Consider the following 20,925-nt stretch of genomic DNA (forward strand, 5'->3'; position numbering starts at 1 on the left):
CCCGCAAGAACGGAGGGGACATGGCAGGAACACCGCGGGTCGGGGACTGGCCGGCGGACGGACTCCCCCTCGACGCCCGCCGGATCGGGTCGGCGTACGAGCGAGTGCGACCGGCGCTGACGCGGGATCGGCTGTTCGTCGAGAACGCCGCCGACTTCGACGTCGACGTGGAGGAACTCGACTTGAGGATGGCCTGGCCGCCCGGCCGTCTGGACGCCGGCACGCTGTGGGACTGGCTCGACGGAGCCGACCAGTACCGGTGGGCGGGCCTGCGGGTGCTGGCCGAAGCCTTCGCCGTTCCCGGATCGCTGCGGCTCGCCGGGCGGATCACCGTCCCCGAGGGCAGCCTCCGTGTCGCGACCGGCGACGTGGTCGTGGAGGGGGACCTGGTGCTCGAGGACCAGGCGATGGTTCTCGTCCTGGGCACGCTCACGGTCACCGGAGCCCTGGTCGGTTCCGTGTGGGACTACTCGCTGGTCGCCGCGGCCGAGGTCAGGTGCCGTGACGGGGTGACGTCCGGGGAGATCCTGGCGCTGGACGCCATCCGGTGCACCGGTGCCCTGTACCTCAGCGGGAACGACTACTCGTGCCGGGCGCCCCTCTTCGACGGCGGGGTGCTCGTCGACTTCGAGCGTTCCAACGCGTTCGGCCGCGTCGACGTCGACGAGCGGATCACCGAGGGGGACGTCACCGCCGCGGCACGGGCGCTTGGCCTGTCCGCGGACGACGAGCTGGACCAGGCGTACGCCGACAGGCTGCTCGCCGCCGGCCCCTCAGCGGCCCCCGGCTCCGGGTGACAGCGGCCACGACCGCGCCCGAACAGTCGACACCGGCCGCGTGGAAGATGCCCGCTCCGCTACGGGCCGACCGTCTCGCCCTCGGTGTCGATCCGCACCCACGGACCGCCGTACGACCCGTCCTCGGCGGGCAACCGCACCTCGGCGACTCCGTCGCGGAACGGCCTGACCTCGACGTACCGTCGCCCCATCGGGATGCGCCAGCGCCCCTCCGCGTCGATCAGGCCGTAGGAGTAGGGGGAGTCCGACTGGTCCTCGACCCAGTTCAGCTCCAGGTCCGCCGCGCTGTAGGGAGGGCGGCGGAAGTGGCTGAACTCGAGCGAGTAGTCGAGCAGCCGGTGCGGGTCGCCCGCCCCGTCGGGGTCCGTGTCCTCGTCCTCATGGAAGCCGGGCTCGGCGACGCGGTTCTCGACGTCGATCAGTTCGCCCAGCAGCCACTCCGTGAAGCTGCCCACGTATTCGATCGCGGCCGAGTCCTCGACCACCCACACCCCGTCCTCCGCGAACGCGAAGCCGTTGATGTCGGAGAGGTCGTAGCCGGCGAAGAAGGCATGACGGCACGGGGTGGGCTCGCCCTCGACCCGCTCCGGGAAGCCGTGCTCGTCGTCGTGGATCTCGACGGACAGCACGGCCATCGCGGCGGGAGGCAGGAACGTCGTCCCCTGGCGGTCGTAGTACGAGAAGCCGAGCACCGGGTAGCCGACCTCCTTGACGAACGCCCGGTAGTCGGCGGGCAGCAGGTGGTCCAGCCGGGCTCCGTGCGGATGGGTCGCCATCCGTGGGTAGCGCAGGTCCGCGGGCGCGTACTCCAGTGCCCAGCCGAGGCCCTTCGCCTGGAGCGTCCGCTCGAACTCCCGCCAGCGAGCGACGATGTCGGTCATTTCAGTTCTCCGATTCCAAGGGGTGATGACGGTGCCCAGTAGGGCAGTTGATCAGGGGGGCAGTGCGATGGACCGCACAGAGCTGTCCGAGCCGCTGCACCATCGCGGTGACCTCGTCGTCACCGGCCATCTCGGTGTGGCGGCGCCGCTCGTCGTCACCGGCTCGCTCACCGTCGGCGGCTGTCTGTACGACCACGGCTCGGAAGGACGGATCGTCGTCGGCGGAGACCTGACCGCGCGGGCGGTGTTCAGCGAGGGCGAGCTGCTGGTCCAGGGAGACATCCGTGCGGATGTCGTCCTGTGCGTCAGTCTCGATCCCCGTACGACCGCCTCGGGCACCGTCCGCGCGCGGCTCGTGCTGGAGGAGGACCCGTCGGGTGCGTCGGTGGAGGCGGACGTCCACCTGGACTACGACAGCTACCTCGCGGGACGGCCGGGCAGCCAGGACGAACTGCAGGAGCGGTTGCGGGCCCTGCTGGTGGACGATGTCCTCACCCGCGACTGGGGGGACGCCGAGGCACGCCTGGACCGGTGGGAGCTCTTCGACCGGCTGCTGGACGGGCAGCGGGTGTTCCGCGACGATCCCGGCTGACCTGCGCCGATCGGCGGCCGCTACGCATGGTCGTGGACGACGGTACGGATGCCCCTGGCGGTCAGCGCCTGCACCACCAGCGGTTCCACCCGGTCCCAGGTGCCGCCCGCCAGCCCGCAGCCGATACGGGGCATGTGCACCGAGGCGTCCAGCCGCGAGGCGTGCTCCGCCAGGGCGTGCAGGGCTTCGCGCAGCGCCTCGTAGCGGATGGGCGGGCCGCTGTCGGCGGGGGAGGTGCCGGACTCGGTCCGTATGCCCGCGCGGGTCCGGATGCCGTGCTGGCCGACCATGTTCGCCACCCACACCTCCGGCTCGACCTGGACCAGTTGTACGGCGCCGAGGCGGAAGCCCGAGGTGGCGCGGGCGCGATACCAGCGCCGGAACTCCCGCTCGGGCTCCGGCCAGCGGTGGGACAGCGCCCGTACGAATCCCGCGCCCCAGGCACCGATGTCGTTGCAGACATGCGCGATGATCTTGTTGCCGTCGGCCTGCGGGGCGGTGGCGTCGCCGTCGATGTACGCGATGGGCAGCACGTGCGCGGTACTTCCTGTCGGGGTGTGGTCGGGGCTCGGGAGCGGCGAGAGCCGTCATGGGGCGTCGGGCCGCTCGGTGTCCGGACGGCCCGCGTCCGGCGCGACCTCACGGTAGCCTGCCTTCTCCCTCGCCGTGATCAGCTTCGCCGCCTTCCCGGCCGCCCGTGCCGGGTCGTCGTAACGACGGGCCTTCACGGCCTCGGCGTGGGAGGACACCCGCTCGTCCTCGCGGTCCTGGTCGGCGAGCAGGATGGCGGCCGCCACCGGGGCGCCGTCGCCGAACGTCTCCACCAGTACGTCGAGCGACTCCATGACCGGCCGGACCACCCGGGCGGGGGGGGAGCACCCGCATCCCGGCGCTGCCCGCAACGGACCACCACCCGGCGTGCCCGAGGGTCTTGTCGATCGCCCCGAAGCAGGAGTAGTCGGCCGACAGGTGGGCCTCGACCGGATCACCGTCGTGCGGCCCGGTCAGTCGCTCCTCGGACGCCTCGATCATCCGCGGGGTGATCGGCAGCCCGTAGAAACGGCTGATCCGGTGGTGGCTGGGCATGATCGCTCCTTCTGGGCGTGGGGACCGTACGCAGCCTCGCACCGGCCACCTGCTGCGGAAATCCGTGGAAGTACGCAATCCGGTACGGAACTTCCGCGCGGGTAGGCTGACCGACGCGGACGACAGCTGCTCCGCAGGTCGAGGAGGATCCCATGCGGCCGCCACGCGTGCTCGCCACAGCTCTCACGGCCGCAGCCCTGCTGCTCGCGGCGTGCGGCGGACCTGACGCGCCGCCCCGACCTTCGGGGGAGGTCACGGTGGCCACCGGCAACCGGGGCGGGGTCTACGCGGACTACGGCGCCGGCTACGCGCAGCTGATCGAGAGCCGGCTGCCGGACGTCTCGGCGCGGGTCCTGCACACCGGAGGCAGTGTGGACAATCTGCGCCGGGTGGCCGCCGGTCAGGCACAGACGGGCTTCACCCTCGCCGATTCCGCCGCCGACGCCGTCGCCGGGCGCCCGCCCTTCTCCGGGAAGCTGCCCGTGGTGGCGCTCGCCTCCCTCTACGACAACTACGTGCAGCTGGTGGTCCGCGAGGACAGCCCGGTGCGCGGCGTCAAGGCGCTGCGCGGGCTGCGGGTCTCCGTGGGCGCCGAGGGCTCCGGTACCGCGCTGATCGCCGATCGCGTCCTGAAGGTCGCGGGCCTCTCCCCCGACGGTGACGTGACCTCTGTGCGGCTGGATGTGCGTGAGTCGGCGACCGCTCTGGCTCAGGGGCGTGTCGACGCCTTCTTCTGGAGCGGCGGTCTGCCGACCGGGGCGATCACCGAACTGCGCCGCACCACCAGCATCCGCCTCGTCGACCTCGGTGACGTGGTCGAGGCCCTCACCCGGTCCTACGGCGAGCTGTACACCGAGACCACCGTGCCGGCCGTCGTGTACGGGGCGCAGAGCGCGGTGACCACGGTGAGCGTGCCGAACTTCCTGGTGGTGCGGCGGGACATGCCGGACGGGGAGGCGTACTGGCTGACCCGGCTGCTGTTCGAGGGCCAGTCCCGGCTGATCCGGGCCCATCCGGAGGCGCGGCGCCTGGACCGTCGTACGGCCATCGCCACGCATCCGCTGGAGCTGCACCCAGGCGCCGCCCGCTGGTACCGCGAGTCACATCCCTGATCCGGGGGGCGGGGCGGGCAGCCGTACGGTGGCGGACAGGCCGTGGGGCCGCGCGGCCGCCAGGATCAGTTCGCCGCCGCCCGCCTCGACCAGCATGCGGGTGAGGGCCAGGCCGAGACCCGTGCCGTGGACGTTCTGGTGGCGGGGGCTGCGCCAGAACCTGCCTCCCGCCTGGGACAGCTCCTGCTCCGTCATGCCCGGGCCGGTGTCCCGTACCGTCACGTCGACCACTTCGCCCGACGTTCCTTCGGCAGGTGTCCGGCGGACCGAGACGTCGACCGGGGCGCCGTCGCCGAACTTGAGCGCGTTGTCGAGCAGGGTGTCGAGGGCGTGATCGAGGCTGTCGGGCAACGACAGCGCGCTCACCCCGTCGGGGATCTGTGTGGTGAGCGGGACGCCCGCGCCGGCGAAGGCCGCCCGCCAGGCGTCGACCCGGTGCCTGACCACGGCGGAGACATCGACCGGTCCGCGTTCCGCCTCGGACGCCTCCGCCCTGGCCAGCCGCAGCAGCCCGTCGAGCATCTCGCCGAACCGGTCGGCCTCCTCCACGGCGAAGTGCAGCTCGTGCAGACCGCGCGGGTCGGCCACGAACTCCTCCAGGTTCTCCACCCGCAGCCGGAGCGCGGTCAGCGGATTGCGCAGCTGGTGGGACGCCTGTGCCACGAACGCCCGCTGCTGCTCCTGGGCGGCGTGCATGCTGTCCGCCATGACGTTGAAACTGCTGGCCAGGCGGCGCAGTTCGGGGGCACCCACCCGCTCCGAGACACGGGTCTTCAGGTGCCCGAGGGCGACCTCGTGCGTGGCACGGTCCAGGTCGTGCACGGGACGGAGCACCCAGCGGACCACCGGCGCCGCGACCGCGATCACCACCAGGGCGAGCGCCGCGAGGCTGCCCAGCACCACCAGCGTCAGATGGTCGGCCACCTCGGACCGCACCCGGTCGGTGGGCGAGACGATCAGTACGGCGCCCAGCACCCGGCCGTCGCGCCGGACCGGCTCGGCCAGCACGAAGGGCCGGTCGTCCCACGGCCACCACACGCCCGGCTGCTCGGGAGGCCGGTCGGCCAGGGCACGCAGCAGCGCCGACCGCACCTGCGGCTCCGCCAGGTCGACGGGGCGGGAGGCGACCACGGTCTCGCTGTCGGCGTCGACGACGGCGACCCGCGAGTCGTAGAGGTCCGCGTAGCGGTCGACGGCGGCCTCCAGCCGTCCGGTCCGCCCCGATTCCAGGGCGGTGGCGGCCAGGTCGGCGAACCAGGCGCCGTCCTCGGTCCGCCCGATGAACGAGCTCTGCACCGTGCGCTCCGCGGTGGCCCGCACCAGGGGCAGGCTGAGCGCGACGATCAGGCCCGCGACCAGGATGAACGCGATGACGAGCAGCCGGCGGCGCATCCGGTGTCCCTCACCCGCCGGCCGCCGCCGGACCGGCGCCGAGCCGGTAGCCGTAGCCCCGTACGGTCTGCACCAGGCCGCCCGTCCGCCCCAGCTTGCCGCGCAGGGTGGCCACATGGACGTCGAGGGTGCGTGACATGCCGTCGTACGTCGTCTGCCACACCTCGACCACGATCCGGTCCCGGGGCACGGCGGCGCCGGCCGCGCGGGCCAGCAGGGCGAGGATCTCGAACTCCTTGCGGGTCAGCGAGACGCTCCGCCCGTCCACGGTGACCGTGCGCCGCCCGAGGTCGATCTCCAGGCCGTCGACGGTGACGCGCCGGTCCTCGTGGGCGCGCTGGCTCACGCTGCGCCGGAGCACCGCCTCGATACGGGCCAGCAGTTCCGCGGTGCCGAACGGCTTCACCACGTAGTCGTCGGCGCCGCTGCGCAGCCCCCGCACCCGGTCGGGTTCGTCGCCCCGCGCGGTCACCGCGATCACCGGGACCCCGCCGCGGGCGCGCAGTTCCCGGCACACCTCGATGCCGTCCCGGTCGGGCAGACCCAGGTCCAGCAGGACGAGATCGGCGGCGGGTGCGGCCAGGGCGTCGGCGGCGCTGGCGGCACGGCGTACCTCGTAGCCGTGGCGCCGCAGGGCACCGGTGAGCGCGTCGGCGACCCGGTTGTCGTCCTCGACGAGAAGTATCCGCACGCGGCCTCCCGGTTGGTGGAATCCGGCCGCCCCGGCCCCGGTGGCGGTGGTGCCGGGGGAGCGCGCGGGTCACTGCCGGTGCGATGAGCGTAGAAGTGACCGCCGTCACTGAACCCTAAACCTACGTTAAGTCCGCCGGCGTTCTCTGTTGCGAGCGTGTGAACGGCTGTCACGGTCTGGGGCACCACGAACCGCCTAGTCCCAGGAGATTCCGCGATGAGCATGGCAACGGTGCCGCCAGAGCCGAGGCAGCGATCAGCCGAGGAACTCGTGGCCGAGTTCGACCAGGAGCGGCCGGCCCGCGCCCTCTCCCCGGGGGTCTCCGCGGCCGTGTCCGTGGTGTGCGCCGCCCTGTCCGTGTTCGTGCTGTACGCGGTCTTCTTCCCGGTCGCCAAAGGCACCCAGTACTACCTGACCGTCTTCCTGGCAGGGACGCTGCCGCTGATCTTCCTGACCCATCGCGGGACGGTGCGGGTGCCGGCCGTGCTGCTGCCCTGGCGGCGCGGTGACCGTGCCGCGGCGGCCGGCGCGGCGCCGGACAAGGCGGCCGCCCGCCACGACAACCCGGGGTGGCTCGACTGGCTGCTGGCCGCGGCGGCGCTGGCCGTGTGCCTGTACCCGCTGCTGGAGTTCGACGCGTTCATCGAGCGGCGGCAGCTGCCGACCTCGTGGGACACGGCGGCGGGCCTCGCCCTGATCGTGCTGGTCCTGGAGGCGTGCCGGCGCACCACCGGCTGGATCCTGCCGGCCTTCTGTGCGAGCTTCCTGGTGTACGCGTACTACGGCGGGCTGCTGCCGTACGAGTGGTCGCTGGCGCACGGCGGCTTCGACATCGACGCGATCGCCGCCCACTACTTCATGGGGACCGACGGCGTCTACGGCGTGCCGCTGAACGTGGCCGGCACCTACATCATCCTGTTCACCATCTTCGGCGCCGTCCTCGACATCTCGGGTGCGGGCAGGTTCTTCATCGACCTGTCGTTCGCGGCCTTCCGCGGCTCGCGCAGCGCGCCCGGACGTACGGTGACCGCGGCGGGCTTCCTGCTCGGCACGGTCTCCGGGTCCGGCACCGCGACCGCGGTGAGCCTCGGCTCGGTCGCCTGGCCGGTGCTGCGCCGGGCCGGTTACGGCAGGGAGCAGGGCGGCGGAGTGCTCGCGGCCGCCGGGATCGGCGCCATCCTGTCGCCGCCGACGCTGGGCGCCGCGGCGTTCATCATCGCCGAGTACCTGCGCGAGAGTTACCTCACCGTCCTGCTGTACGCGCTGGTGCCGACGCTGCTGTACTACCTGGGCATCGTCCTCGCGGTGGAGATCGACGCCCGCAAGCACCACACGCAGCCGGTGGTGGACGACCAGCCCACCTCGGCACTGCGACTGCTCGGCCGGTTCGGCTACCACTTCCTCTCCCTGTTCATGATCGTCGGCTTCATGGCGATGGGACTGCCCCCGTTCCGTGCGGTGATCTACGCGACGGCCCTGCAGTTCCTGCTGTCGTTCCTCGACCCGAGGCACCGGATGACGCCGCGGCGGCTGTACCGGGCCCTGGCCGAGGGCAGCAAGTCGGTCCTCCCGGTCGTCGCGACCTGCGCCGCCGCCGGCATGATCGTCGCCGTCGTCACGCAGACCGGTCTCGGTCTGAACCTGGCCTCGGTCATCGTCGACGCGGCCGGCGTCTTCGGTGACAACGCGACCGTGCGGCTGGTCCTGACCGTGCTCTTCGCCGCGGTGGCGGTGTCGGTTCTCGGGCTCGCCGTCCCGGTCACCGCCTCCTTCATCATCGCCGCGGTGATCATCGCGCCGGCCCTGCTCTCGCTGGGGGTCGCCACCCACGAGGCGTACATGTTCATCTTCTACTACGCCGTGCTCTCCGAGGTGAGCCCGCCCACGGCCATGGCGGCCGCCGCCTCCGCCGCCATCACCGGTGGCAACCCGATGCGCACGATGGTGGCGACCTGGAAGTACTCGCTGCCCGCGTTCCTGGTGCCGTTCGCCTTCGTGCTCACCGACAACGGCGCCCATCTGCTCGGCACGGGCGGCCTGTGGGGCGTGCTGTGGGCCACCGCGGTCTCCGCCCTCGCCGTGGCCGCGCTGGCCGCCGCCACCGGAGGCCGGCTGCTCGGCCCGGCCGGGCCGGTGGAGCGGGCGCTGTGCGCGGCCGCCGCCCTGTGCCTGCTGTACCTCGAACCCCTCGCGATCACCGCGGGGTGCGCGGCCCTCGTACTCGCTCTCGGCGTGCGTCTGGTGCGCCGCGGGCTGCAGCCGGAAACCATCACGGAAGGACACCTCCCCTCATGAAGCACCGGATGCGCACCCTGCGCCTCGCCGCCGCCGCGGTCGCCGCGGCTCTCCTCGCCACCGCCTGCGGCGGCGGGAAGCAGACCGTGGACACGTCCGCCGGCAGCGGCGGGAAGGGTGGCCGCCTGACCATCGCGACCGGGCCCACCACCGGCGTCTACTACCAGATCGGCGGCGGACTCGCGAAGCTGATCTCGGACAACCTCGACGGCTACCGGGCCACCGCCACCACCACCGGCGCGTCCGTGCAGAACATCCAGGGCCTCGGCGCCGGCACCTACGACCTCGCCTTCTCCCTGCTGGACACCGCCGGCGACGCCGTCAAGGGCCAGGAGTCCTTCTCCTCCCCGCAGGACATCGAGGCCCTGACCCGGCTGTACCCGAACTACACCCAGGTGCTGGTGCGTTCGGACTCGGGGATCAAGTCCATGGAGGACATGAAGGGCAAACGAGTCTCCACCGGTGCCCCCGGTTCCGGCACGGAGGTGATCGCCAACCGGCTGCTGAAGGCCGCCGGGCTGGACCCCGCCAAGGACGTCTCCGCCGACCGCCTGGGCCTGGCGGAGACCGTGGACGCCATGAAGGACGGCACCATCGACGCGCTGTTCTGGTCCGGCGGGCTCCCCAGCGGTGGCATCACCGACCTCACCACGAGCCTGAAGAAGGAGGTCCGCTTCCTCGACGTGACACCGCAGCTGGCCGCCCTGAACAAGGAGTACGGCGCCGTCTACCAGGCGGGCTCCATCCCCAAGTCCGTATACAACCAGCCCCAGGACGTGCCCACGATCGTGGTACCCAACGTGCTCCTGGTGAAGAAGGGCTTCGACCCCGAACTCGCCGCCGCGATCGTCAACCTCGTCTACGAGAAGAAGAGCGACCTGGAGAAGGTGAACGCGGCCGCGGCGGAGATCGACCTCGGCCTCGCCGAGGGCGTCACGCCCGTCCCGCTGAACCCGGGCGCCACGCAGGCACTGACAGCCCTCGTGCAGAAGTCCTGAGCCGAACGAGGGGCGGCCGGCCGGTCCCTGCCGAGCAGGACCGGCCGGTCGCCCACGAGAACCCAACCTCCACGACATTCACTCCGACTGCAGGGAAAAGGGATGGTTCTGAGAACGTTCGGCTGGTCGTTCGCCGTCACGGCGGGCGGTCTGGCCTTCGCCGCGTGGCAGTGGGGATGGGAGGCGTTCGGGGTCGTCCTGATCCTGTCGGTCCTCGAGATCTCGCTGTCGTTCGACAACGCGGTCGTCAATGCCGGGATCCTGAAGAAGATGAACGCCTTCTGGCAGCGGATCTTCCTCACCATCGGCATCCTGATCGCGGTGTTCGGCATGCGGCTGGTGTTCCCGGTCGTGATCGTCGCCGTCAGCGCGAAGGTCGGCCCCGTCGAGGCGGTGCAGCTCGCCCTCGACGAGCCGAGCCGCTACGAGGACCTCGTCACCGACGCCCACCCGGCGATCGCCGCCTTCGGCGGCATGTTCCTGCTGATGATCTTCCTGGACTTCATCCTCCAGGACCGGGACATCAAGTGGCTGGCCTGGCTGGAGCGCCCGCTGGCCGGACTCGGCAAGGTCGACATGCTCTCGGTGTGCGTCGCGCTGGTCGTGCTGCTGGCCACCGCGACGACCTTCGCGACCCACGCCCACGTCAGCACCGGCCATGCGGACAAGTCCGCCACCGTGCTGCTCGCCGGCGTCGCGGGACTGGTCACCTACCTCGTCGTGGGCGGCCTGTCCGGGTACTTCGAGGACAGACTCGAAGACGAGGAGGAGCACACGCACGAGGAGGAGGAGAAAGCCCGGGCCGAGGGCAAACCGGTCTCGGCGGTCGCCCTGGCCGGCAAGGCCGCGTTCTTCCTCTTCCTGTACCTGGAAGTGCTGGACGCCTCGTTCTCCTTCGACGGGGTGATCGGCGCCTTCGCCATCACCAACCACATCTTCTGGATGGCGCTCGGCCTGGGCATCGGCGCGATGTACGTCCGCTCGCTGACGGTCTACCTGGTCCGCGAGGGCACTCTGGACGACTACGTCTACCTGGAGCACGGCGCCCACTACGCCATCGGCGCGCTCGCCGCGATCCTGCTGGTGACGATCCGGCACGAGATCAGCGAGATCATCACCGGCCTGGTCGGCGTGTTCCTGATCGCGGCCTCCTTCCTGTCCTCCGTGCGCCGCAACAGGACACTCCGGGCGGCAGAGGCAGCAGCCGCGGCCGGCGGGTCAGCCCAGCGGGGTGAAGCAGTGGGCCAGGGCGGTCACCGCCGGTGAGGGATCTGCCAGCCGGATGGTGAGGTGGACGTCCCGGGTGAGCTCCGCGGGGCGGACCACCGGCAGATAGGTCAGGCCCGGTCGCGCGGCGGCGAGAAGGCGGGGCACCAGAGCCACCCCGAGGTCGGCACCGACCAGGGACAGCAGAAGCTCATAACTGTCCGCCCGGTAGTGCACGCGCGGGGTGAAGCCCGCCTCCCGGCAGGCGAATTCGGTCAGGGCCTGGAATCCGGCGGCGGGCTTGGTGGCGATCCAGGTCGCCTCGGCGAAGTCCGCGAGGTCCACCGGCTCCCGTGTGGCCGGACGGGCATGGGCGGGCACCGCGAGCAGCAGCGGGTCGCGCTGGAGGAGCGTCTGACGCAGCCCGCGCAGATCGGGGCGAGGCAGGTGCCGGTACTGGTGGGTGACGGCGAGGTCGACCGTGGCGGCGGCGACGGCCGGGATCGCCTCCTCCGGTTCCAGCTCGGTGAAGGCGACCGTCACCTCGGGGTGGCGGCGGTGGAAGGCGGCCAGTGCCGGAACGGTCAGCGTCGGCCCGGAGGAGGCGAACGCGGCGACCCGGATGGTGCCGCCGCGTGCCCCCGCCGCCGACCGGACCGCGCGGCCGGCCGCCTCCAGTTCCGCCAGCACGCGGTCGGCATGGTCGGCGAGGACCTGACCGGCCAGGGTCAGGCGCACGCTGCGGGCCGAACGCTCCAGCAGCGCCGCGCCGACATCACGTTCCAGGGCGGCGAGTTGCTGGGACGCCGCGGACGCGGACACGCCGGACAGCTCCGCCGCCCCGGCGATCGTTCCGGTCCGGGCGACATCCCTGAGCAGCTGGAGCTTCTTCGGGTCGAGCACAAGCACAGCTTACGCTCAGCGTGGCCCTGCGCCGCTGGTGGCGCCCGGTCCGCCCGTGCAGGGTGAGGGGCATGCCCCAAGTACCCGACCAGCCACGACCGTCGTCCCGTACGGTCGCCGTGCCCACACCGGAGGACGTCCGCAGGGCGTGGCGCACGGTCAGCTCCCGGCTCACCCCCACCCCGCTCGACCCGGGAGCCGGCACGCCCCGGAACCCGTCACTGAAACTGGAAAGCCTCCAGCCCACCGGCTCCTTCAAGGTCCGCGGAGCCCTGAACGCGATGGCGGCGGCCCCTCCCCGGGCCCGGGTGGTCACGGCCTCCGCCGGCAACCACGCTCTCGGCATCGCGTACGCCGCCCGGACGCTGGGCCGCCCGGCCACCGTCGTGGTGGCCCGGACCGCCTCGCCGGCCAAGGTGGAGTCACTGCGCCGCTGGAAGGTGGACGTGGTGCGGGCCGGGGACGGCTTCGACGACGCCGAGGCGCATGCCCTGCGGATGGCCGAGGCGGGCGCGCACTACATCTCGGCGTACAACGACCCGCAGGTGATCGCCGGTCAGGGAACGATCGGCCATGAGCTGGAAACCCAGGTCGAGGGACCGCTGACCGTCGTCTGCGGCGTCGGCGGCGGAGGGCTGGCGGCCGGGCTCGGGCTGTGGGCGTCCGAACGCCCCGACGTGCGGATCGTCGGGGTGGAGGCCGCGGCGTCCACCGCCCTGTCCCGGGCCGTCGCCGCGGGGCGGCAGGTGCCCGTCGCCATCGGCCCCACCCTCGCGGACGGGCTGGCGGGGAACATCGAACCCGGATCCGTCACGGTCGGGCTCGTCGCGCGCCACGTCGACCGGCTCGTCACCGTCACCGAGGCCGAGATCCGTGCCGCCCTGCGCCACCTCTCGGCGGAACGCGGGTACGTCGCCGAAGCCGCGGGCGCCGTGGCGGTGGCCGCCCTGCTCGCCGGCAAGGTACCCGCGCACGGGCGGACCGTGGCCGTGGTCTCCGGCCGCAACATCACGCTCCCCGCCCTGTCCGCCGTGCTGCAGCCCTGACCCCGGGCCCGTCGGCCGACCGTCTCGCACGGGGCCGAACATCCCGGCCGACTCTCCCGAACTTGATCACCCGAACCAGAAGAGGGCAGCTCATGTCCGCCACCGCACCCGCGGGCTCCCCCGTCCCGGCCGTCCCCGTCCTCACCGAGGCCCAGGTCCGCCGTCTGCTCCCCCAGGACCGCGTTCTCGAAGCCACCCGGCAGGCACTGATCGCGCACGCCGCCGGAGCCGTCTCCCAGCCGGCCCCCTGGCATCTGGAGGTCACCGGGCCCGGCGGATCACCGCAGGGCGAGGTCCATGTGAAGGGCGCCCATCTGCACGGAGCACCCCACTACGCCATCAAGCTCGCGACAGGCTTCTACGGCAACCGGGCGCTCGGGCTCCCCGTATCGGGCGGGCTCAGCGTCGTCGCCGACGCGGCCACCGGCCACCCGGTCCTGATCGTGCTCGACAACGGCTACCTCACCGACATACGCACCGGCGCGGCGGGAGCCCTGGCCACCCACGCCCTTGCCCGGGCGGACGCGCGTCGGATCGCCCTCATCGGTCCGGGGGCCCAGGCCGAGCACCAGTTGAGGGCTCTGCTCCGGCTGCGGCGCCCCGCCGACCTCGTCCTGCACGGGAGGGACCGCGACCGTGCCGAGGCATTCGCGGACCGGGCCCGCGCCCTGCACCCCTGGCGGGTGACGGTGGCGGCCGACGCGGAGGAAGCGGTCAGGGGCGCGGACATCGTGCTGACCGTCACCCCTTCCCGGCAGCCCGTCGTCCGCGGGGAATGGCTCGGGCCCGGGACGCACATCACCGCCGTGGGCGCCGACATGGAGGGCAAGCGGGAGCTGGACGCCTCGGTGCTGCGCCGCGCCGTCCTCGTCGCGGCGGACGACCCCGACCAGTGCCGGCGTACGGGCGAACTCCAGCACGCGGCGCCCGCCGGGACCACCGCGTCGCCGCGGGTCGAGGCGCTGGGGCACATCCTTGCGGGGGTCAGCCCCGGCCGTCGCTCCGCCGCGGAGATCACCGTCGCGGACCTGACAGGGCTGGGCGCGCAGGATAGCGCTGTCGCGGCGCTCCTCGCCGCGCGGGCCCTCCGGACGAGCGACCGACCCGCCTCGGCCTGAGTGCCCGGTGCGTGGTTCAGAGCTCACCCGAGCCGCCCAGGCCGGTCAGCGCGCCCACCGGGTCCGGGTCGGGGGTGCCTCGGGGCCACCAGTCGTCCTGGCCCGGCTCGGACTCGTAGGCGTACCACAGGCCGTCGCGGCCGAGGCGCAGCTGGACATGGCCGGCGGGGTGGGTGAGGTGGTTGCGCCAGGGGCGGAAAGCGGGCAGGTCTGCGGCGAGGAGGAGCGGGCGGGCCCGGTCGAAGCGTCCGGCGGGCGGGTCCCAGGGCTCTTCGAGCGCGGCGAGCCCGTCGCGTCCGCCCTGCCGCCAGGCGGCGACCGCGCGCGCCAGCTCGGTGGGGGTGCGGTCGGTGGCGGAGGCGAGGGTGGCGTACAGGGTGCGGGTGGCGGCGGTCAGGCCGGAGCCGGGGCGGGCCGCGGCGAGCCGTACGGCGTCCTGCCACAGCGTGAGTTCACCGGCCTCGTCCCGGCCGGTGGTCAGCAGGGCGTGGGCGCGGGCGGCCGCGTCGGTGGCGAGCTGGTCCAGGGCGAAGGAGTCCGGGCCGCCCGGGGCGGAGGGGTAGGCCGGGGGCTGCTCGGGGTGCGCGGGCGCCGGGAGGGGGTCCGGCAGGGGCGCAAGGCGGCGTTCGGCGAGGGCGTCCGTGGCGCGCACGCCCGGCAGGGGGGCGGGCTCCTGCTCCTGGGCGGCGCGGGCCGCGCGGGCGGCGTTGCGGCGGGAGAGGGCGTCGAGCAGTTCGCGCTCGCCTCTGCCGCGCAGCAGGAGCAGGACGAAGGGGTCGGCGTCGAGGAGGTGTGCGGTGCGGTAGCAGAGGGCGGCGGCGTGTTTGCAGGGGTGGCCGCGGTCCGGGCAGCTGCAGTGGGGCTCCAGGTCGCCCGGTCCGGGCAGCAGCGGGACCCCGCAGTCGGCGAGGGACTCGGGCAGCTCCTTGTCCAGCAGGGCGGCGATGTGCCCCGGCCGCTCCACGGCCGCGTCGAGGAAGCGCTCCCAGTCGGCGTCGTCGAGCGTCCGCAGCCGCACCTGCACACGGTAGGGCCGGGGCCGGCTGCCCTGCACATACGCGAGCACCAGCCCCGGGGTCACGGTGACGGCGTCCACATGACCACCCTCCGCGTAACTCCGCCCCCGCACCAGCCGCTTGACGTCCAGCGCGCCCTCCTCCAACGCGGTGATCCACGCATTGCCCCACCAGCTCGCGGCGAAGGAGCCGCCCTCCCGGACCGGGGAGACGGAAGAGGCGGGGAAGGTCCGGCGCAACTCGCCGTCACGGGAGGGGGCGGCCATGGAGTGCGGGGTGCGGGTGGCCGGGGGTGGGGTGGGAGCGGTGGTCTCCGCCTCGGCCCGGGCGTGGGCGTCCGTCCGCGCACCGGAGGTTGCCGGACCCGAACCTCCCTCGGTCCGGCCGGAGCTGTCCGGCGCGGTCTCCTCCGCCTCGTCCGACGGCATCCGGAAGGCGCCCGCCAGCAGCTCCCGCAGCTCGCGGGCGCGCCTTCCGGCGACCTGCTCGGGGCCTTTGGGCCGGTGCCCTACGACGTCCTTGCCGGGCCCCGCGCCGGGGGCGGGCCCGCGTCGCCGCCCGACGGCGGCCTGCGCGGCCTCGGCCGCGTCCCGCCGTGCCTCGGCACGAGCGGCACGCAGGGCTTCTCGGGCCAGCTCGGCGCTGCGGGGCCGGCCGGGGGCGGGGAGGACGGGAGGTGTGTCCGCGGCAGGGGTGGGAGCGTCGAGGTGGTCCGAGGTCCCCCGCTCGGCGGCATCGTCCGTGTCGCTCTCCGTCCCTCCGCCGCGCGCGTCGCCCTCGCCGCCGCTCCTGCGCTCGGCCATCGCTCGCCGCAGGGCCGCCCGCGCGGCGTCGCCGGGGCCGGGCTCGCGGTCCCGGCGGCCGGACGGGGCCGCCGTCTCGGCTTCCGGTTGTGCCTCGCGGGCGGCGCGCAGGGCGCGGCGGGCCAGATCTGCCGGGTGCCCGGTCCGCTCCCGGTGTTCTTCGTGCTGCCGTTCCTCGTCCTGCGGCTTCTCCCCCATCACGCCTCCCTCCGCAACGACACGAGGTCCGCCAGCTCACGGTCGGTCAGCTCGGTGAGGGCCGCTTCGCCGGAGCCGAGGACGGCGTCGGCGAGGGCGCGCTTGGCGGTGAGCATCTCGGCGATGCGGTCCTCGACCGTGCCCTCGGTGATGAGGCGGTGGACCTGGACGGGCTGGGTCTGGCCGATGCGGTAGGCGCGGTCGGTGGCCTGTTCCTCCACGGCCGGGTTCCACCAGCGGTCGAAGTGGATGACATGCCCGGCGCGGGTGAGGTTGAGGCCCGTGCCGGCCGCCTTCAGGGAGAGGACCAGGACCGGTGTGGTGCCGTCCTGGAAGCGGTCGACCATCCGCTCCCGCTCCGGCACCGGTGTGCCCCCGTGCAGGAGGTCCACGGGGACTGCCCGGTCGGTGAGGTGCGCGGTGATCAGGCGGGCCATGCCCACGTACTGGGTGAAGACGAGCGCCGAGCCGTCCTCCGCCAGCAGGGTGTCCAGCAGTTCGTCCAGCAGGGCGAGTTTGCCCGAGCGGGCGGCGAGCGCGTCGCCGCCTCCCGCGGTGTGTTCCTGCTTGAGGTACAGCGCGGGGTGGTCGCAGATCTGTTTCAGCGCGCCCAGCAGTTTCAGCACCAGCCCGCGCCGGGCGATCCCGTCCGCCGTCTCGATCGCCAGCAGGGACTCGCGCACCACCGCCTCGTACAGCGCGGCCTGTTCGCGGGTGAGCGGCACGGGGTGGTCGGTCTCCGTCTTGGGCGGCAGTTCGGGCACGATGCCGGGGTCGGACTTCCTGCGGCGCAGGAGGAAGGGTCGGACCAGGCGGGCGAGGCGCTCGACGGCCTGCTCGTCCTCGCCCGTCTCGACCGCGCGCGCGTGCCGGGCGCGGAAGGACTTCAGGGGGCCCAGCAGGCCCGGTGTCGTCCAGTCGAGCAGCGCCCACAGCTCCGACAGGTTGTTCTCGACCGGTGTGCCGGTCAGGGCGACCCGCGCGGGCGTCGGGATCGTACGCAGCGCCTTCGCCGTCGCCGAGTACGGGTTCTTGACGTGCTGGGCCTCGTCGGCGACGACCATGCCCCAGGGCCGCCCGGCCAGTGTGGTGGCCGCCGAGCGCATGGTGCCGTACGTGGTGAGGACGAAGCCGCCGGTCAGGTCGTCCAGGGTGCGGTCGGTGCCGTGGAAGCGGCGGACGGGGACGCCGGGCGCGAAACGGGTGATCTCGCGCTGCCAGTTGCCGAGGAGGGAGGCCGGGCAGACGACCAGGGTCGGCTCGGTACGGGCCCGCTTCAGATGCAGGGCGATGACGGTGATGGTCTTGCCGAGGCCCATGTCGTCGGCGAGGCAGCCGCCGAGGCCGAGGCCGGTCATCAGCTCCAGCCAGGCGAGGCCGCGCAGTTGGTAGTCGCGCAGGGTCGCGCGCAGTCCTGCGGGTGGTTCGGCGGGGCGCAGGCCGGCCGTGAGGCGGTCGCGGAGTGCGGCCAGGGTGCCGACGGGGACGGCCTCGACCGTCTCGCCGTCGACCTCGGCCGTGCCGGTGAGGGCGACGGAGAGCGCGTCGACCGGGTCCAGCAGGCCCAGTTCGCGTTTGCGGGCCTTGCGGACCAGCGCGGGGTCCACCAGCACCCATTGGTCGCGCAGCCGGACGACCGGGCGGTGGGCCTCGGCGAGGGCGTCCATCTCGGCGTCGGTGAGCGGGTCGCCGCCGAGCGCCAACTGCCAGCGGAACCGCAGCAGCTCCTCGCTCTCCAGGAAACCCGTGCCGTCCCTGGCCGAGCCGGGCGCGGGCCGCACCACGGCGGTGGCGGTCAGGTCCTGGGCGAGGTCCCTCGGCCAGTGCACGGCGACCCCGGCCGCCGCGAGCCGGGTCGCGGCGACACCGAGGAGATCACCCAACTCGTCCTGGGACAGGGCCAGTACGTCGGGCGCGTCCTGCTCGGCGAGCCGGGCGAGCGGTGGCCAGACGCGGGCGGCGCGGCGGACGGCGAGGGCCGCGTCCACGCGGGCGCGCGGCCCGAAGGCGCTGTCGGCCTCGCCCGCCCACAGGGCCGCCGCGTCGGCCACCAGGGTGGGGTCGGCGAGGCTGTGCACCTGGACGATCGCGGCACCGGCGCCGCGATCGGGGGCGTCCCCGTCGAACAGGTCGTACGCCGACAGGTCCAGGCGGAGTGAGATCCGCACGCCCGCGTCCATGCCGGCGGCGACCTCGGCCGCCCAGTCCTGGGCGCCGGGCAGCCGCTGGGCCCGGCGGTCGGCGAAGGGCCGCCCGCAGGCGTGCGGCGCGGCGGGAGTGCGGGGCAGGGTGTCCGCGACGGCGTCCAGGAAGGCACGCATCAGCGCCTCCGGCCGGGGCAGCCGCAGCGGTCCGGGGCCGGGCAGCGGCACGGCGTGGCCCTCGGGGGGCAGGGCGGCGGCGACCGCGCGCAGGTGCGCGATGTCCTCGGGGTCCAGCGGGCCGGCCCGCCAGGCGTCATGGCCGCCGGGGGTCAGGCCGGGCAGCAGCCGGCCGCGTGCGGTGAGCCGCAGCGCGTGCAGCGCGGCCGCGCCCCAGCAGGCGGTTGCGGGGTGGGCGACGGGGTCGCGTCGGGCCCGGACGAGCAGCGGGAGCGCCCGGTCGAGCGGCAGGGACAGCGCCGGGATCCGCTTGCGGCGGACGGCGGCGCCTTGGCGTCGTACGACCGTCAGCTCGGTCCGGTCGGCGTGTTCGCTGTCCGCCGGGGCGGGCAGCGGGGCGCCGTCGGGGGCCCAGAAGGCCATACGGCCGTCGCGCGGCAGGGCGGCGGGCAGGAAGACGGCGGCGAGACGCACGGGGACCTGTGCGCGCTCCACCACGGCCGTGTCGCTCATACGCTCTGCTCACCTCCCGCCCATGAGTCGGATCAGTCGTCTTCGACTCTACGGGCGGGGTCTGACAATCGGTCCCGGCGGCCGGTCGGAGCCGTCACGGGTGGCCGCCGGCGCCGGTCAGGGAACGGTGCGGGAGACGACGTACACCATGGGGTGGGTGGGGTTGCCGGTGTTCACCACGACGTCCTGCGTCGGCTTCGGCTTCTCCTGCTCGTGCACGAGTCCGTAGTAGTCGCCGGGGCGGGCGCCGGGTCCGGAGAACCTCCAGCCGGTGACGTTCTGGTCGCGCTCGCTGATGGTGATGTCGTCCTTGACCAGGTCGTCGCGGTCGACGCCCAGCTTCCCGAGGAACTCGTCGAGGCCGGCCTGCGTGGTCTGGAACTGTACGTACAGGCGGCTGGTCCGCCAGTTGTTCGTCTCGTAGTAGGCGACACTGACCGACGGGTCGGGGATCGGCACCTGGTACAGGCGGCGCTGGACCTTCGACGGCCAGCCGGCGGTCAGGCCGGTCGCCGCGTACTTCTTCTCCTTGTTCTTGCCGCTGTCGCGGCTCTGCGCGGCGGAGATCACCAGGTAGCCGGCCGGTACACCGATGAGCAGCACGATGATCAGCAGGGTGAGCGCCCTGCGGCGGATCATGTGGCGGCGGTCCTCCGGCGGCCGGTCCGGCTCGTCCGGGGGTGCCGCCGGGCGGGGCGGCGATGCCGTCACGCGGTGTCCCGGGCTCGGCGGGCGGCCTCGGTGAACCGCTCGTACCGCTCGTAGCGCTCCACCCGGCGCCGCTTGGCGCGTCGGAAGCGGCGGGCGACCAGCCGGGCCAGGTCGGCCGCGCCGACCATGCCGGCCTCGGGGCCGAGCTGGGCGCGCACGATGCGGGCCTCGGGGCGGTAGCCGCGGCCGGTGAGGTGCCGCTTGAACGCGTCCCGGGCGGGGCCGATCAGCAGGTCGTCGGCGGCCGAGACGCCTCCGCCGATCACGAAGCAGGAGGGGTCGAGGGCGGCCGCGAGGTTGGCGATGCCGACGCCGAGCCACTGGCCGATGTCCTGGAGCAGCTCCACGCACATGGCGTCGCCCTCACGGGCCAGCTCGGTGATCATCGGGCCGGTGATGTCGCCGATGTTGCCCTTGACGTGCTCGATGATCCCGTACGCCACCGGGGAGTCGGCGGCGGCCAGCTCCCTGGCCTCGCGCACCAGCGCGTTGCCGGAGCTGTACTGCTCCCAGCAGCCGCGGTTGCCGCACGGGCAGCGGTGTCCGCCGGGCACGACCTGCATATGGCCGAACTCGCCGGCGACGCCGTACTTGCCGCGCTTGACCTGGCCGTCCTCGAGGATCGCGCCGCCGATGCCGGTGCCGAGGGTGATCATGACGAGGTGGTCCTCGCCGCGGCCGGCGCCGAAGCGCCACTCCGCCCAGGCGGCCGTGTTGGCGTCGTTGTCGACCAGGACGGGCACGGCGAGACGGCCCGCGATGCGGTCGCGCAGCGGCTCGTTGCGCCAGGACAGGTGCGGGGCGAACAGGACGCGGTTGCGGTCGGCGTCGACCCAGCCGGCCGCGCCGATGCCGACCGCGTGCACGTCGTGGCGGTCGGACAGGTCCAGCACCAGCTCGACGATCGTGTCCTCGACGACCTTGGGGCTCTTGGACTTGTCCGGGGTCTCCGTGCGGACCTTCTCCAGGATGTTGCCGTCGGCGTCGACGACGCCCGCCATCACTTTGGTGCCGCCGATGTCGATGCCCACCGTGGGCACGCGGGGGGCGGTCAGGTGGGAGCGGCGCTCTCGTGTACCCACGGTCCTCAGGACCGGGGCGCGGCGGGAGCCGATGGGGGCGCTGAAGTCGCGGTAGGTGCTCATCGACGCCGATTCTGCCTCACGGTGCCCGCGAGTGCGGCGCGGGGCAGAAATCGAAGGTGCGCGTCGTATCGGTCGCATTGTCCGGACATTGCGACGAATCC

Annotated in this window: 18 protein-coding genes; 8 read left to right on the top strand and 10 right to left on the bottom strand. The window is 73.4% G+C overall.

Annotation, left to right across the window (positions count from 1 at the left end):
- The first annotated feature begins 20 nt into the window (after positions 1 to 20).
- A complete protein-coding gene (locus ACH5AC_RS12820; protein WP_398861776.1) occupies positions 21 to 797 on the top strand; it encodes a hypothetical protein in 777 nt (258 codons plus the stop codon).
- Positions 798 to 856: 59 nt separating this feature from the next.
- On the opposite strand, the gene ACH5AC_RS12825 is transcribed toward ACH5AC_RS12820, so the two are convergent.
- Positions 857 to 1,678: a WG repeat-containing protein gene (locus ACH5AC_RS12825; RefSeq protein WP_398861777.1), complete on the bottom strand. Its 822-nt coding sequence runs from the start codon at positions 1,676 to 1,678 to the stop codon at positions 857 to 859.
- A gap of 67 nt (positions 1,679 to 1,745) precedes the next feature.
- Here ACH5AC_RS12825 and ACH5AC_RS12830 point away from each other — a divergent pair, with 67 nt between their 5' ends.
- Positions 1,746 to 2,270, top strand: coding sequence for a hypothetical protein (locus tag ACH5AC_RS12830; protein WP_398861778.1), 525 nt, complete (start codon positions 1,746 to 1,748; stop codon positions 2,268 to 2,270).
- Positions 2,271 to 2,290: 20 nt separating this feature from the next.
- Here the strand turns inward: ACH5AC_RS12830 and ACH5AC_RS12835 are convergent, their stop codons facing one another.
- On the bottom strand, positions 2,291 to 2,803 hold the full coding sequence (locus tag ACH5AC_RS12835) for a macro domain-containing protein (RefSeq protein ID WP_398861779.1): 513 nt from the start codon (positions 2,801 to 2,803) through the stop codon (positions 2,291 to 2,293).
- Positions 2,804 to 2,857: 54 nt separating this feature from the next.
- A complete protein-coding gene (locus tag ACH5AC_RS12840) occupies positions 2,858 to 3,115 on the bottom strand; it encodes a hypothetical protein (protein ID WP_398861780.1) in 258 nt (85 codons plus the stop codon).
- A gap of 393 nt (positions 3,116 to 3,508) precedes the next feature.
- On the opposite strand from ACH5AC_RS12840, the gene ACH5AC_RS12845 reads away from it, so the two are divergent.
- Entirely contained in the window at positions 3,509 to 4,468 is a 960-nt protein-coding gene (locus ACH5AC_RS12845) for a TAXI family TRAP transporter solute-binding subunit (RefSeq protein WP_398861781.1), read from the top strand.
- On the opposite strand, the gene ACH5AC_RS12850 is transcribed toward ACH5AC_RS12845, so the two are convergent.
- Together ACH5AC_RS12850 and ACH5AC_RS12855 are read right to left on the bottom strand one after the other, a co-directional pair.
- Positions 4,457 to 5,860: a sensor histidine kinase gene (locus ACH5AC_RS12850; RefSeq protein ID WP_398861782.1), complete on the bottom strand. Its 1,404-nt coding sequence runs from the start codon at positions 5,858 to 5,860 to the stop codon at positions 4,457 to 4,459. The genes ACH5AC_RS12845 and ACH5AC_RS12850 overlap by 12 nt on opposite strands.
- A gap of 10 nt (positions 5,861 to 5,870) precedes the next feature.
- Positions 5,871 to 6,551 (bottom strand): response regulator transcription factor, encoded by a 681-nt coding sequence (locus ACH5AC_RS12855; RefSeq protein ID WP_398861783.1) that lies wholly within the window; start codon positions 6,549 to 6,551, stop codon positions 5,871 to 5,873.
- 216 nt (positions 6,552 to 6,767) lie between these two features.
- Between ACH5AC_RS12855 and ACH5AC_RS12860 the strand changes: the two genes are divergently transcribed.
- The 3 genes from ACH5AC_RS12860 (at position 6,768) to ACH5AC_RS12870 (ending at position 11,110) form a co-directional block, all read left to right on the top strand.
- Entirely contained in the window at positions 6,768 to 8,846 is a 2,079-nt protein-coding gene (locus ACH5AC_RS12860) for a TRAP transporter permease (RefSeq protein WP_398861784.1), read from the top strand.
- Positions 8,843 to 9,844, top strand: a complete 1,002-nt coding sequence (locus ACH5AC_RS12865; protein ID WP_398861785.1) for a TAXI family TRAP transporter solute-binding subunit — start codon at positions 8,843 to 8,845, stop codon at positions 9,842 to 9,844. The genes ACH5AC_RS12860 and ACH5AC_RS12865 overlap by 4 nt, the downstream gene beginning before the upstream one ends.
- 102 nt (positions 9,845 to 9,946) lie before the next feature.
- Positions 9,947 to 11,110: a DUF475 domain-containing protein gene (locus ACH5AC_RS12870; RefSeq protein ID WP_398861786.1), complete on the top strand. Its 1,164-nt coding sequence runs from the start codon at positions 9,947 to 9,949 to the stop codon at positions 11,108 to 11,110.
- On the opposite strand, the gene ACH5AC_RS12875 is transcribed toward ACH5AC_RS12870, so the two are convergent.
- Positions 11,063 to 11,953, bottom strand: coding sequence for a LysR substrate-binding domain-containing protein (locus tag ACH5AC_RS12875; protein ID WP_398861787.1), 891 nt, complete (start codon positions 11,951 to 11,953; stop codon positions 11,063 to 11,065). The genes ACH5AC_RS12870 and ACH5AC_RS12875 overlap by 48 nt on opposite strands.
- Positions 11,954 to 12,024: 71 nt before the next feature.
- On the opposite strand from ACH5AC_RS12875, the gene ACH5AC_RS12880 reads away from it, so the two are divergent.
- Together ACH5AC_RS12880 and ACH5AC_RS12885 are read left to right on the top strand one after the other, a co-directional pair.
- A complete protein-coding gene (locus tag ACH5AC_RS12880) occupies positions 12,025 to 12,999 on the top strand; it encodes a threonine/serine dehydratase (RefSeq protein WP_398861788.1) in 975 nt (324 codons plus the stop codon).
- A gap of 92 nt (positions 13,000 to 13,091) precedes the next feature.
- A complete protein-coding gene (locus tag ACH5AC_RS12885; protein WP_398861789.1) occupies positions 13,092 to 14,117 on the top strand; it encodes an ornithine cyclodeaminase family protein in 1,026 nt (341 codons plus the stop codon).
- 16 nt (positions 14,118 to 14,133) lie between these two features.
- Here the strand turns inward: ACH5AC_RS12885 and ACH5AC_RS12890 are convergent, their stop codons facing one another.
- The 4 genes from ACH5AC_RS12890 to ACH5AC_RS12905 all read right to left on the bottom strand — a co-directional run bounded on the left by ACH5AC_RS12890 (position 14,134) and on the right by ACH5AC_RS12905 (position 20,824).
- A complete protein-coding gene (locus tag ACH5AC_RS12890) occupies positions 14,134 to 16,134 on the bottom strand; it encodes an SWIM zinc finger family protein (RefSeq protein ID WP_398861790.1) in 2,001 nt (666 codons plus the stop codon).
- A complete protein-coding gene (locus ACH5AC_RS12895) occupies positions 16,134 to 18,968 on the bottom strand; it encodes an SNF2-related protein (protein WP_398861791.1) in 2,835 nt (944 codons plus the stop codon). The genes ACH5AC_RS12890 and ACH5AC_RS12895 overlap by 1 nt, the downstream gene beginning before the upstream one ends.
- Before the next feature lie 117 nt (positions 18,969 to 19,085).
- Complete coding sequence (locus ACH5AC_RS12900) at positions 19,086 to 19,679, bottom strand: sugar kinase (protein WP_398861792.1); 594 nt, start codon at positions 19,677 to 19,679, stop codon at positions 19,086 to 19,088.
- Positions 19,676 to 20,824, bottom strand: coding sequence for an ROK family glucokinase (locus ACH5AC_RS12905; RefSeq protein ID WP_398861793.1), 1,149 nt, complete (start codon positions 20,822 to 20,824; stop codon positions 19,676 to 19,678). Before ACH5AC_RS12905 ends, ACH5AC_RS12900 begins: the two co-directional genes overlap by 4 nt.
- Positions 20,825 to 20,925 lie beyond the last annotated feature (101 nt).

The sequence above is a fragment of the Streptomyces sp. NPDC018693 genome (genome assembly GCF_044391385.1).
Lineage (GTDB): Bacteria > Actinomycetota > Actinomycetes > Streptomycetales > Streptomycetaceae > Streptomyces.